12 protein-coding genes are annotated in these 12,082 nt (G+C 68.2%); 9 read left to right on the top strand and 3 right to left on the bottom strand.

Features of this window, described 5'->3' with window-relative positions; genetic code table 11:
• The first annotated feature begins 3 nt into the window (after positions 1-3).
• From WT53_RS13650 to WT53_RS13660, 3 genes are read left to right on the top strand one after another with little or no spacing between them, the layout of a single operon-like run.
• On the top strand, positions 4-492 hold the full coding sequence (locus tag WT53_RS13650) for a thioesterase family protein (protein WP_034204292.1): 489 nt from the start codon (positions 4-6) through the stop codon (positions 490-492).
• A gap of 48 nt (positions 493-540) precedes the next feature.
• Positions 541-1,497, top strand: coding sequence for an alpha/beta hydrolase (locus WT53_RS13655; protein WP_034204293.1), 957 nt, complete (start codon positions 541-543; stop codon positions 1,495-1,497).
• Positions 1,498-1,520: 23 nt separating this feature from the next.
• Entirely contained in the window at positions 1,521-2,720 is a 1,200-nt protein-coding gene (locus WT53_RS13660) for a TauD/TfdA family dioxygenase (protein WP_034204294.1), read from the top strand.
• 193 nt (positions 2,721-2,913) lie between these two features.
• On the opposite strand, the gene WT53_RS13665 is transcribed toward WT53_RS13660, so the two are convergent.
• From WT53_RS13665 to WT53_RS13675, 3 genes are all read right to left on the bottom strand, one after another.
• Positions 2,914-3,210, bottom strand: a complete 297-nt coding sequence (locus tag WT53_RS13665) for a DUF4148 domain-containing protein (RefSeq protein ID WP_034204295.1) — start codon at positions 3,208-3,210, stop codon at positions 2,914-2,916.
• 214 nt (positions 3,211-3,424) lie between these two features.
• On the bottom strand, positions 3,425-4,411 hold the full coding sequence (locus WT53_RS13670; protein WP_034204296.1) for an oxidoreductase: 987 nt from the start codon (positions 4,409-4,411) through the stop codon (positions 3,425-3,427).
• Positions 4,412-4,576: 165 nt separating this feature from the next.
• A complete protein-coding gene (locus WT53_RS13675; RefSeq protein ID WP_006484717.1) occupies positions 4,577-4,867 on the bottom strand; it encodes a DUF3331 domain-containing protein in 291 nt (96 codons plus the stop codon).
• Between the two features lie 663 nt (positions 4,868-5,530).
• Here WT53_RS13675 and WT53_RS13680 point away from each other — a divergent pair.
• The 6 genes from WT53_RS13680 (at position 5,531) to WT53_RS13705 (ending at position 11,991) form a co-directional block, all read left to right on the top strand.
• Positions 5,531-6,295, top strand: coding sequence for an SDR family oxidoreductase (locus WT53_RS13680; protein WP_034206121.1), 765 nt, complete (start codon positions 5,531-5,533; stop codon positions 6,293-6,295).
• Between the two features lie 79 nt (positions 6,296-6,374).
• The gene (locus tag WT53_RS13685) at positions 6,375-7,217 is read left to right on the top strand and encodes an ureidoglycolate lyase (RefSeq protein ID WP_034204297.1); all 843 of its coding nucleotides are present in this window, start codon (positions 6,375-6,377) and stop codon (positions 7,215-7,217) included.
• 23 nt (positions 7,218-7,240) lie between these two features.
• Positions 7,241-8,518 carry an L-fuconate dehydratase gene (locus WT53_RS13690; RefSeq protein ID WP_034204298.1) on the top strand — a complete coding sequence of 426 codons (1,278 nt, stop codon included), beginning with the start codon at positions 7,241-7,243 and terminating at the stop codon, positions 8,516-8,518.
• Between the two features lie 70 nt (positions 8,519-8,588).
• Entirely contained in the window at positions 8,589-9,365 is a 777-nt protein-coding gene (locus WT53_RS13695; protein ID WP_034204299.1) for an SDR family oxidoreductase, read from the top strand.
• Between the two features lie 12 nt (positions 9,366-9,377).
• The gene (locus WT53_RS13700) at positions 9,378-10,916 is read left to right on the top strand and encodes a sugar ABC transporter ATP-binding protein (RefSeq protein ID WP_034204300.1); all 1,539 of its coding nucleotides are present in this window, start codon (positions 9,378-9,380) and stop codon (positions 10,914-10,916) included.
• Between the two features lie 37 nt (positions 10,917-10,953).
• On the top strand, positions 10,954-11,991 hold the full coding sequence (locus WT53_RS13705; protein ID WP_034204301.1) for an ABC transporter permease: 1,038 nt from the start codon (positions 10,954-10,956) through the stop codon (positions 11,989-11,991).
• Positions 11,992-12,082: the final 91 nt, after the last annotated feature.

Raw genomic sequence — 12,082 nt, forward strand, 5'->3', positions numbered from 1 at the left:
ACGATGACGGGCGATACCCCGCTGACGATTTACCGCGACGTGGTGCGGCCCGAATGGGTCGACTACAACGGCCACCTGCGCGATGCGTTCTACCTGCTGATCTTCAGCTTCGCGACCGATGCGTTGCTGGATCGCATCGGCCTCGACGACGCCGCGCGTCGCGAGCGGGGGCGCTCGGTCTACACGCTCGAAGCGCACGTGAATTATCTGCACGAGATCAAGGAAGGCACGGCCGTGCGCGTCGATGCGCGCGTGCTCGCGCACGACGCGAAGCGGCTGCACCTGTATCTCGAACTGTTCGCCGACGGGCATGGCGACGCGGTATCGGCGAGCGAGCAGATGCTGCTGCACGTCGATACGCGCGACGGTGCGAAATCGGCGCCGTTCGACGACGACGTGGCCGCGCGCGTGGCCGCGCTGCACGCATTGCAGCGCGATTGCGCGGCGCCTGCGTATGCGGGCCGCGTGATCGGGCTGCCGCCGCGCCGCTAGCGGCGCGCTTCGCCTTCCGATCCCCCCTTCGACCGCGGAGCGCACACGATGCTCGAACCGGAAATCGCGGCGTTCGTCGCGGCTGTCGACGCGTGGTATCCGGCCGATGCGGCGGTGCGCTCGCCCGACGAGCAGCGCCGCCTCTACGACCGCTTCGCGGCCGAATGGACGCCGGCCGCGCTGCCGGCCGGCATCGTGCAGCACGACGCCGTGTGGCGCGCGCCGGACGGCCGCACGATCGCGCTGCGGCGCTATACGTCCGCGCACGGTGCGCCGCGCGGCACGGTGCTGTTTTTTCATGGCGGCGGTTTCGTCGTCGGCTCGCTCGACAGTCATGCGCTGATCACCGCGCAACTGGCGGCCGATACGGGCCTCGACGTGATCGCCGTCGACTACCGGCTGGCGCCCGAACACCGCGCGCCGGCCGCACTCGACGATTGCGTGGCGGTGACGCGCGCCGCGCGCGATGCGCGCTGGCCGTTCGGGCCGTGCGCGCACCCGTTGACGCTCGCGGGCGACAGCGCGGGCGGGATGCTCGCGGCGGCGGTGGCGACCGCGCTGCGCGATGCGGGCGAAGCGAGCGTGGACGGCGTCGCGCTCGTTTATCCGATGCTCGGTTTCGAACCGCAATCGCCCGCGCGCGAGACGGAAGCGCACGCGCCGATGCTGACGCTCGACGACGTGCATCGCTATCGCGCGCTGTACTGGGGCGATGACTCGTCCGACGCGCTGCGGAGCGGCAACCCGCTGCTGCGCGCGTCGGCGCCGCTCGAGGCAGCGCGTTTCGACGGCCTGCCGCCGGTGCTCGCGATCGGCGCGGAGCACGATCCGCTGCGCGACGATGCGCGCGTGTACGTCGAACGGATTCGCGCGGCCGGCGGGGTCGCGCGCCACTGGATGGGAGAGGGGCTGGTGCACGGCTGCTGGCGCGCGCTCGGGACGAGCCCGCAGGCCGCACGGATGCACCGGATGGTCGGCGGGTTCTTGCTCGCACCGCACGCGTAGCGGGCGTTTTCCGGGAGGCAACGATGCAGGCAGCGGCGCAACACCGTATCGAGGACTGGCGGACGTTTTCGGCCGACGCGGCCATCGCGACGGCGACGATCGGCGATGACGCGGTGAATATCGAGTGGAGCGACGCGCGACGATCGCCGTTCCATTTCGACTGGCTGCGCGACAACTGCGCGTGTGCCGCGTGCGTGCATGCGATCACGCGCGAACAGGTGTTCGAGATCGCCGATGCGCGCGAGGATCTGTCCGCGCTCGCCGTGCATGTCGAAACCGACGGTGCGCTGCATGTGGAATGGAACGACGGGCACCGCAGCGCGTGGTCGCCGGGCTGGTTGCGTGCGCATGCATACGACGATGCGTCGCGCGCGGAGCGCCTGGCCGCGCACGAGCGCCACGTATGGACCGGCGACGATGCGACGGCGATCGGCGTGTTCGCGTGGCGCGACGTGATGGAAGACGACCGCGCGCTGCTGGCATGGCTCGGCGCTTTGCAGCGCACGGGGCTGACGCTCGTCGAGGGCGTGCCGGCCGAGCGCGGCCGCGTCGACGGGATCGCGCGCCGCATCGGCCTGATCCGCGAAAGCAATTTCGGCGTGCTGTTCGACGTCGAATCGAAGCCGCGCCCGGACAGCAATGCGTATACGTCGCTGAATCTTCCGCCGCACACCGACCTGCCGACCCGCGAATTGCAGCCCGGCGTGCAGTTCCTGCACTGCCTCGCGAACGACGCGACGGGCGGCGACAGCATCTTCCTCGACGGCTTCGCGCTCGCGGATGCGCTGCGGCGCGAACATCCGGACGATTTCGAACGACTCGCGTCGACGCCGTTCGAGTTCTGGAACAAGAGCGCGAACAGCGACTACCGCTGTTCGGCGCCGGTGATCGGGCGCGATGCGCGCGGCAACGTCACGGAAGTGCGCGTCGCGAACTTCCTGCGCGGGCCGCTCGATGCGCCGGCCGGTTCGGTTGCAGCGGTCTATCGTGCGTACCGACGATTCCTCGCGCTTGCGCGCGAGCCGCGTTTTCGCGTGCAGCGCCGGCTGCGGGCGGGCGACATGTGGGCGTTCGACAACCGGCGCGTGCTGCATGCGCGCACCGAGTTCGACCCGTCGACGGGCCGCCGGCACTTGCAGGGCTGCTACGTCGATCGCGACGAACTGCTGTCGCGGTGGCGCGTGCTGTCGCGGTCGGCGCCGGCCGGGGCCGTGGCGCGCTGACCGGCGCACACGACGCATTCACGCACACCTCGCCGGGAAAAAGCGCCCGGACGCCACGCGTCCGGGCGAAGCCACCCGCTGCCGGGCGGCGGAGGTATGCGTTTCACAAAAAAGACGAGCCCCGCGAAGGGGGCTCGTCCGGACTGCGTGACTTCATCGCGCGATGCGCGGCGCCCGCCGGGGGCGCGTCGGCTTACTGGCCGAAGAAGATCGAATCGCGTGCGTTCGACGACGCAGCCGGCGCACCCGAGTGGACGAGCGGAGCCGGTTGCGCGCCGTAGCCGCTGGTGTCGGCACCATGAACACGCGCTTCGGCGCTCTGGATGTCGTTCGGGTAGTACGGGCTCGACACGCCCGGCTTGTAGCCGGCTTGCTCAAGCTGGACCAGTTCGTTGCGCACTTGAGCGCGCGTCACGGTGCTTTGCGCGAATGCGCCGAACGAAGCGGACAGGGCGGCAGCGGCAACGACTGCGGAAACGAGCGATTTCATGGTGACCTCCGGTGTTTTATTGAGTTCGCTCTCGACACCATGTCTTGAGCGATTGATCAAATCTTAGTCACCGGCGTGTTCAGGGTAAACGCTGATTTTGACGATAAATTGTTTCCTGACCGGTAACAGTGCGACGCCGAATCAGTCTTTCAACGGGCTTTCTTTTCGGTCGATGTAATAAGTATGAAGAATATCGTGCGCGCCGGCACGCGATTCATCGCGCTTCGGCCGTCGTGTCGAACGACCGGCCCGGCGCGCGTCCGGCGGGCGCGCCGGCGCTGAGGAAGCGCACGCCCGTCGCGGCTTCCGATGCTTCCCACAGCAATGCCGCCGACGCCGCGCTGCGCGCCGCGCGCGGCACGCTTGCCGGTGCCGGCAGCCCGCGCGATTCGAACCAGCCGGACGGACCGATGTACGCGCCGCCGGCCAGATCGGGCGACGTCGCCGCATGAATCGCGGGCAGCGCGCCCTGAGCGGCCGGCTGTGCGAGATACCGGTTCGCGGCGCGCATCAGCGCGGCGCGGGCCGGCGAGCGGTCCATCGCCGGGCCCGCGAACTGCAGGTTGGTCGCCGCGTAGCCGGGGTGCGCGGCGACGCTGATGCCGGCGAACGCCGCGCGCTCGAAACGGCGCTGCAACTCGATCGCGAACACGAGGTTCGCGAGCTTGCTGTCGCAATAGGCGAGATAACGGTTGTAGCGTCGTGCGGCGCGCAGGTCGTCGACACGAATCCGGCCGGCGCGGTTGAAACCGCTCGACATCGTGACGACGCGCGCTCGGCGCGCCGCGCGCAGCGCCGGCAGCAGATGGCCCGTCAGCGCGAAATGGCCGAGATGGTTGGTGCCGAACTGCATCTCGAAGCCGTCGCGCGTGTGCCGCAGCGGCAGAAACATCACGCCGGCGTTGTTGCAGAGGATGTCGACGCGGCCGTGGCGTTCGCCGACGTCGGCCGCGAAGCGGGCGATCGACGCGAGATCGGCGAGGTCGAGCGGATCGACTTCGACGCGTGCATGAGGATGAAACCGGCGGATCGCGTCGGCGGCCTGCGCGCCGCGGGCGGCGTCGCGGCAGCCCATCACGACCGTCGCGCCTTTCGCGGCCAGCGTTTCCGCGAGCTGCCAGCCGAGGCCGCTGTTGGCGCCGGTCACGACCGCGACCTTCCCGCCTTGCGCCGGGACGTGGCGCGCGCTCCATGCATGCATGTCTGCCTCCATCGGCGCGGCCGATCGGCTGCGGCGCCTAATCGTTACATTGAATGATGTAACGATAGTGCGGGCGGACGTTGCAGACAAGCGGAGGAATTAGACCGGCGCTTCTAGGGCGGGCGGATGGCGTGGCGCCGCCGGCCGGCGCACGGCGGGCGGGTTTTACCTGCTGCCGGCCAGCGCGAGCACTTCGGCGGCGGAGATCATGGCGGCGGCGTTCGCGGGAGCCGGGCGTTCGGCCGGACGGAATACTTCGTCGCCGCGGTGGATGACCTGGCGCGACAGCGCGCAGGTCCCGGTGCGCTGCGCGAAGCGGCGTCGCCAGCGCTGCTCACCGTAGTGGCAGCGGCCGGGTTCGACCCAGCGGACGACGAGCAGCGTATCGGAACGTTCGAGGATTTCGACGTGGACGTCGGCGGGATCGAGCGCAGGCAGGGATTTGGAGGCCTTCATTTTGCCGTTTCCTAAAGCTCGTGCGGGTTCGGCCGTGGCAGTGGATGTCACTACCCGATGGCGAATCCGTAGCGGTTTCCATGAGTGGTGCGCTAAATGTAAGCGTCTGTGACCGGAAAAAACATCCTGTCTGGCTCAAATTACCTTTTGCCGATTTAGAAACAATCCACGCTTATTTTCTTGAAAAACCAGCGACAAAAGGCCCCGGACGCGAAGTCCGGGGCGAAAATCGGCCCGCGCGCCGTGTCTGCTCGCCCAGTCACGGGATACATCGCCGGGGACGGAGGTGCCCGCAGAGATCCGGCGCGGGCGGGGAGGCGATGTACCGGAAGCGCGGTCCGGCAACGCCATGATGGCGCGCGCCACCCGTTGACACCCTGACGCGAACATGACTTTTTTGTCAGTTTTCCTGTCCGCCGCGCCGAACGTCGCGGGAAGAAGCGGCTGGAACGCCCGCCGGTATTGGGTTCGAGCGGATCGCGGGGCGACGCCTCGACGCTACTTTCGCGGCCAATTTCGTGCGCCGGACGGATTCTTCGGCCCCGGGTAAATACTGAATCCCAATTTCGTGACAAACGCGCGATCCGTTCCTATGATTGGTTGGACCTTTAGTCCTTTGTGCCAATCGGCCGACAGCTGGCCGGCTTTTTCGGAGAGATGCTCATGAGATTGCAGGGCAAACGCGCGCTGGTGACGGCGGCCGGGCAGGGCATCGGCCGCGCGACCGCGCTGCGCTTCGCGAGCGAGGGCGCCGACGTGCTGGCGACCGACATCAACGAGGCCGCGCTGGTGCGGCTCGAAGCCGACGCCGAGCGCGCGGGCGGCCGGCTGGTCACGCGGCGGCTCGACGTCACCGACGCGCACGACATCGCCGCGCTCGCCGCGAGCGAACGCGCGTTCGACGTGCTGTTCAACTGCGCGGGCTACGTGCACCACGGCTCGATCCTCGAGTGCGACGAAGACGCGTGGGCGTTCTCGCTGAACCTGAACGTCACGTCGATGTACCGGCTGATCCGCGCGCTGTTGCCGGCGATGCTCGAAGCGGGCGGCGCGTCGATCGTCAACATGGCGTCGGCGGCGTCGAGCGTGAAGGGCGTGCCGAACCGCTTCGTGTACGGCACCACCAAGGCGGCCGTGATCGGGCTGACCAAGGCGGTGGCGGCCGATTTCGTCGAGCGGGGCATCCGCTGCAACGCGATCTGCCCGGGCACGATCGAATCGCCGTCGCTGGCGCAGCGGATCGAGGACCAGGCGCGCACGCGCCACGTGTCCGCCGACGAGGTGCGCCAGGCGTTCGTCGCGCGCCAGCCGATCGGCCGCATCGGCACCGCGGACGAAGTCGCCGCGCTCGCGCTGTATCTGGCGTCCGACGAAGCGTCGTTCACCACCGGCACGATTCACCTGATCGACGGCGGCTGGTCGAACTGACCGTGCCTAACCGGCCGTGTCCAACCGACCGTGTCTAACCGACCGCGCTTCCCCATTCACTTTCCGCTCACACGACGCTATGAAACTGCTGAGATTTGGCGACAAACACGATGAAAAACCGGGCCTGCTGGATGCGCAGGGCCACATTCGCGACCTGTCCGGCGTGATCGACGACATCGCCGGCAACGTGCTGACCCCCGCGTCGCTCGCGCGGCTGCGCGACATTCCGCCGTCGTCGCTGCCGCTCGTCGAAGGCACGCCGCGACTCGGCGCGTGCGTCGGCCGCGTCGGCAAGTTCATCTGCATCGGGCTCAACTACTCGGATCACGCGGCCGAATCGGGGATGGAAGTCCCGAAGGAGCCCGTCGTGTTCGGCAAGTGGACGAGCGCGATCTCGGGCCCGAACGACGACGTCGAGATCCCGCGCGGCTCGGAGAAGACCGACTGGGAAGTCGAGCTCGGCGTGGTGATCGGCCAGGGCGGCCGCTATATCGACGAAGCCGATGCGCTGTCGCACGTCGCGGGTTACTGCGTCGTAAACGACGTGTCGGAGCGCGAATACCAGCTCGAGCGCGGCGGCACGTGGGACAAGGGCAAGGGCAACGACACGTTCGGCCCGATCGGGCCCTGGCTCGTGACGGCCGACGAAGTGCCCGATCCGCACGCGCTGCGGCTGTGGCTGGAAGTGGACGGCCACCGGTACCAGAACGGCACGACCGCGACGATGGTGTTCCGCGTGCCGCACCTGATCAGCTACCTGAGCCGCTTCATGAGCCTGCAGCCGGGCGACGTGATCTCGACCGGCACGCCGCCGGGCGTCGGCCTCGGACAGAAGCCGCCCGTCTATCTGCGCGCCGGACAGGTGATCACGCTCGGCATCGATGGGCTCGGCGAGCAACGCCAGCGCACCGTGCAGGCCTGATTTCCTTCAACGGACGGTTCGTCATGCCTATCATTCGATCGATGCGCGTCCTCGACGTGCGCTTTCCGACCTCGCGCCAGCTCGACGGCTCCGACGCGATGAATCCGGACCCCGATTATTCGGCGGCCTACGTCGTGCTCGAAACCGACCGCGACGGCCTCGAAGGTCACGGGCTCACGTTCACCATCGGGCGCGGCAACGAAATCTGCTGCGCGGCGATCGACGCGATGCGCCACCTCGTCGTCGGCCTCGACCTCGACTGGATCCGCGAGGACATGGGCCGGTTCTGGCGGCACGTCACGTCGGACAGCCAGTTGCGCTGGATCGGCCCCGACAAGGGCGCGATCCATCTGGCGACGGGCGCCGTCGTCAATGCGGTGTGGGATTTGTGGGCGAAGGCCGTCGGCAAGCCGCTGTGGCGGCTCGTCGCCGACATGAGCCCGGAGGAGCTGGTGCGAGCGATCGACTTCCGCTACCTGACCGACTGCCTGAGCCCGGACGAAGCGCTCGACCTGCTGCGCCGGCAGGCGCCCGGCAAGACCGCGCGGATCGCCGCGCTGGAGCGCGACGGCTACCCGTGCTACACGACGTCGGCCGGCTGGCTCGGCTACAGCGACGACAAGCTGCGCCGGCTGTGCCGCGAGGCGGTGGAAGAAGGGTTCGACTACGTGAAGCTGAAAGTCGGCGCGAACCTCGAGGACGACATCCGCCGCGTGACGATCGCGCGCGAGGTGATCGGCCCCGACCGCAAGCTGATGATCGACGCGAACCAGGTATGGGAAGTCGACGAGGCGATCGACTGGGTGCGCGAGCTCGCATTCGCGAGGCCGTGGTTCATCGAGGAGCCGACGAGCCCCGACGACGTCGAAGGGCATCGCAAGATCCGCAAGGCGATCGCGCCGGTGCAGGTCGCGACCGGCGAGATGTGCCAGAACCGCGTGCTGTTCAAGCAGTTCATCGCGCGCGGCGCGATCGACGTCGTGCAGATCGACGCGTGCCGGCTCGGCGGCGTGAACGAGATTCTCGCGGTGATGCTGATGGCCGCGAAATACGGGCTGCCGGTGTGCCCGCACGCGGGCGGCGTCGGGCTGTGCGAATACGTGCAGCACCTGTCGATGATCGACTACGTGTGCATTTCCGGCACGAAGGAAGGGCGCGTGACCGAGTACGTCGATCATCTGCACGAGCATTTCGTCGAACCGTGCGTGGTGCGCGGCGCGGCGTACATGCCGCCGACGGCGCCCGGTTTCTCGATCGAGATGAAGCCCGAATCGCTGGAGCAGTACCGGTTCCGCGGCTGACGCATGGCCGCGCACGACGGCGCGCCACGCGTGTCGTGCGCGGCGACAACATGAACGACGGAGACGCGAAGTGGATTTGAATCTGCAAGACAAGGTCGTGATCGTGACCGGCGGCGCGTCGGGCATCGGCGCCGCGATCTCGATGCGGCTGGCCGACGAAGGCGCGATCCCGGTGGTGTTCGCGCGCCACGCGCCCGACGACGCGTTCTGGCAAACACTCGCACGGAAACAGCCGCGCGCCGCGTGCGTGACCGTCGAGCTGCAGGACGACGCGCAGTGCCGCGACGCCGTTGCGCAGACCGTCGCGCGTTTCGGCCGCATCGACGGCCTCGTCAACAACGCGGGCGTCAACGACAGCATCGGGCTCGACGCCGGGCGCGACGCGTTCGTCGCGTCGCTCGAACGCAATCTGATCCACTACTACGTGATGGCGCACTACTGCGTGCCGCACCTGAGGGCGGCGCGCGGCGCGATCGTCAACATCTCGTCGAAGACGGCCGTGACCGGGCAGGGCAACACGAGCGGTTATTGCGCGTCGAAGGGCGGGCAGCTCGCGCTGACGCGCGAATGGGCCGTCGCGTTGCGCGACGACGGCGTGCGCGTGAACGCGGTGATCCCCGCCGAAGTGATGACGCCGCTGTACCGGAACTGGCTGGCGGGTTTCGACGATCCGGACGCGAAGCTCGCCGGCATCGCGGGCAAGGTGCCGCTCGGCCGGCGCTTCACGACGGCCGACGAGATAGCCGATACGGTCGTGTTCCTGCTGTCGGATCGCGCGTCGCACACGACGGGCCAGTGGCTGTTCGTCGACGGCGGCTACACGCATCTCGATCGTGCGATCAGCTGAGGGCCGCGATTCATGCAACCCGACCCGAACCCGAACACCGCGCCGCCGCTGATCGCGCTGGCCGGCATCGGCAAGCGCTTTCCGGGCGTGCAGGCGCTCGACGATTGCCGTTTCGACCTGCGCGCGGGCGAAGTGCATGCGCTGATGGGCGAGAACGGCGCCGGCAAGTCGACGCTGATGAAGATTCTCGCGGGCGTCTATCAGCGCGACGCCGGCGAAATCCGGATGGACGGCCGCCCGGTGGAGATCGCCGATCCCCGTGCCGCGCAGGCGCTCGGCATCGGCATCATCCATCAGGAACTGAACCTGATGAACCACCTGAGCGTCGCGCAGAACATCTTCATCGGCCGCGAGCCGCGCGGGCGCTTCGGCGTGTTCGTCGACGAAGACCGGCTGAACCGCGACGCGGCCGCGATTTTCCAGCGGATGCGGCTCGATCTCGATCCGCGCACGCCCGTGGGCAGGCTGACGGTCGCGAAGCAGCAGATGGTCGAGATCGCGAAGGCGCTGTCGTTCGACTCGCGCGCGCTGATCATGGACGAGCCGACCGCGGCACTGAACAACGCGGAGATCGCCGAACTGTTTCGCATCATCCGCGACCTGCGCGCGAACGGGGTCGGCATCGTCTACATCTCGCACAAGATGGACGAGCTGCGCCAGATCGCCGATCGCGTGACCGTGATGCGCGACGGCAAGTACGTCGCGACCGTGCCGATGGCGGATACGTCGATGGAGGCGATCATTTCGATGATGGTCGGCCGCCAGCTCGATACGGACACCCGCACGCCGCCCGATACGTCCGCGAACGATATCGCGCTCGAAGTGCGCGGGCTGTCGCGCGGCCGCGCGATCCGCGACGTCGGCTTCACGCTGCGGCGCGGCGAGATCCTCGGCTTCGCCGGGCTGATGGGCGCGGGTCGTACCGAGGTCGCGCGCGCGGTGTTCGGCGCGGACCCGGTCGATGCGGGCGAGATCCGCGTGCACGGCAGGACCGTGACGATCCGCACGCCCGCCGACGCGGTGAAGGCCGGCATCGGCTATCTGTCCGAGGATCGCAAGCACTTCGGGCTCGCGGTCGGGATGGACGTGCAGAACAACATCGCGCTGTCGAGCATGCGCCGCTTCGTGCGCCGCGGCATGTTCCTCGATGCGCGCGGGATGCGCGAGGCCGCGCAGTCGTACGTTCGGCAGCTCGCGATCCGCACGCCGTCGGTCGCGCAGCCCGCGCGGCTGCTGTCGGGCGGCAACCAGCAGAAGATCGTGATCGCGAAGTGGCTGCTGCGCGACTGCGACATCCTCTTCTTCGACGAGCCGACGCGCGGCATCGACGTCGGCGCGAAAAGCGAGATCTACAAGCTGCTCGATGCGCTCGCCGCCGACGGCAAGGCGATCGTGATGATCTCGTCGGAGCTGCCCGAGGTGCTGCGCATGAGCCACCGGATTCTCGTGATGTGCGAAGGCCGCGTGACCGGCGAATTGCGCGCGGCCGACGCCACGCAGGAAAGGATCATGCAGCTCGCGACACAGCGCGAGTCGACCGTGTTGCCCTGATTGCCTCGATTGTCCCGATTCAGACGCCTACCCGATCATGTCCAACGATACGCATCCCGTTCCGCCCCTTGCCACCGGCGACACGCCGGCCGCCGCATCGCGCCTGAAATCGCGCTTCTTCAACCCGGCCGCGCGGCAGAAGCTGCTCGCGTTCGCGAGCCTCGTGCTGCTGATCGTGTTCTTCAGCTTCGCGTCGTCGAACTTCCTCGAAGTCGACAACCTCGTGTCGATCCTGCAGGCGACCGCCGTGAACGGCGTGCTGGCCGTCGCCTGCACGTACGTGATCATCACGTCCGGCATCGATCTGTCGGTCGGCACGCTGATGACGTTCTGCGCGGTGATGGCCGGCGTCGTGCTGACGAAATGGGGGATGCCGCTGCCGCTCGGGATCCTGGCCGCGTTGTGCTTCGGCGCGCTGTCGGGCTGCGTGTCGGGCTTCGTGATCGCGAAGATGAAGGTGCCGCCGTTCATCGCGACGCTCGGCATGATGATGCTGCTCAAGGGGCTGTCGCTCGTGATCTCGGGCACGCGGCCGATCTACTTCAACGACACGCCGGGCTTCACGTCGATCGCGCAGGATTCGCTGATCGGCAGCCTGGTCCCCGCGCTGCCGATCCCGAACGCGGTGCTGATCCTGTTCCTCGTCGCGGTCGGCGCGTCGATCGTGCTGAACCGCACCATCTTCGGCCGCTACACGTTCGCGCTCGGCAGCAACGAGGAGGCGCTGCGGCTCTCCGGCGTGAACGTCGACGCATGGAAGATCGCGGTCTACACGTTCAGCGGCGCGGTGTGCGGGATCGCCGGCCTGCTGATCGCGTCGCGGCTGAACTCCGCGCAGCCGGCGCTCGGGCAGGGCTACGAGCTCGATGCGATCGCGGCCGTCGTGATCGGCGGCACGTCGCTGTCCGGCGGCGCGGGCAGCATCGTCGGCACCATCATCGGCGCGTTCATCATGAGCGTGCTGACCAACGGCCTGCGCATCATGTCGGTCGCGCAGGAATGGCAGACGGTCGTGACGGGCGTGATCATCATCCTCGCCGTCTATGTGGACATCCTGCGCCGGCGCCGCCGCTGACGCAGACACGGATACGGACGCAAACACGGACGCAAACACGCATGAGCTTCACCGCCGGCCGGGCCGGCATTTCAGTCGATACCAACCAAGG

Origin of the sequence: Burkholderia sp. MSMB2157WGS (genome assembly GCF_001532755.1) — a bacterium.
Lineage (GTDB): Bacteria > Pseudomonadota > Gammaproteobacteria > Burkholderiales > Burkholderiaceae > Burkholderia.

Bases quoted from the DNA above. Each gene is read 5' to 3' on its own strand.
- WT53_RS13680 (WP_034206121.1), top strand. From the start codon at position 5,531: ATGAGATTGCAGGGCAAACGCGCGCTGGTGACGGCGGCCGGGCAGGGC.
- WT53_RS13705 (WP_034204301.1), top strand. From the start codon at position 10,954: ATGTCCAACGATACGCATCCCGTTCCGCCCCTTGCCACCGGCGACACG.
- WT53_RS13655 (WP_034204293.1), top strand. From the start codon at position 541: ATGCTCGAACCGGAAATCGCGGCGTTCGTCGCGGCTGTCGACGCGTGG.
- WT53_RS13700 (WP_034204300.1), top strand. From the start codon at position 9,378: ATGCAACCCGACCCGAACCCGAACACCGCGCCGCCGCTGATCGCGCTG.
- WT53_RS13675 (WP_006484717.1), bottom strand. From the start codon at position 4,867: ATGAAGGCCTCCAAATCCCTGCCTGCGCTCGATCCCGCCGACGTCCAC.
- WT53_RS13660 (WP_034204294.1), top strand. From the start codon at position 1,521: ATGCAGGCAGCGGCGCAACACCGTATCGAGGACTGGCGGACGTTTTCG.
- WT53_RS13690 (WP_034204298.1), top strand. From the start codon at position 7,241: ATGCCTATCATTCGATCGATGCGCGTCCTCGACGTGCGCTTTCCGACC.
- WT53_RS13685 (WP_034204297.1), top strand. From the start codon at position 6,375: ATGAAACTGCTGAGATTTGGCGACAAACACGATGAAAAACCGGGCCTG.
- WT53_RS13665 (WP_034204295.1), bottom strand. From the start codon at position 3,210: ATGAAATCGCTCGTTTCCGCAGTCGTTGCCGCTGCCGCCCTGTCCGCT.
- WT53_RS13670 (WP_034204296.1), bottom strand. From the start codon at position 4,411: ATGCATGCATGGAGCGCGCGCCACGTCCCGGCGCAAGGCGGGAAGGTC.
- WT53_RS13650 (WP_034204292.1), top strand. From the start codon at position 4: ATGACGGGCGATACCCCGCTGACGATTTACCGCGACGTGGTGCGGCCC.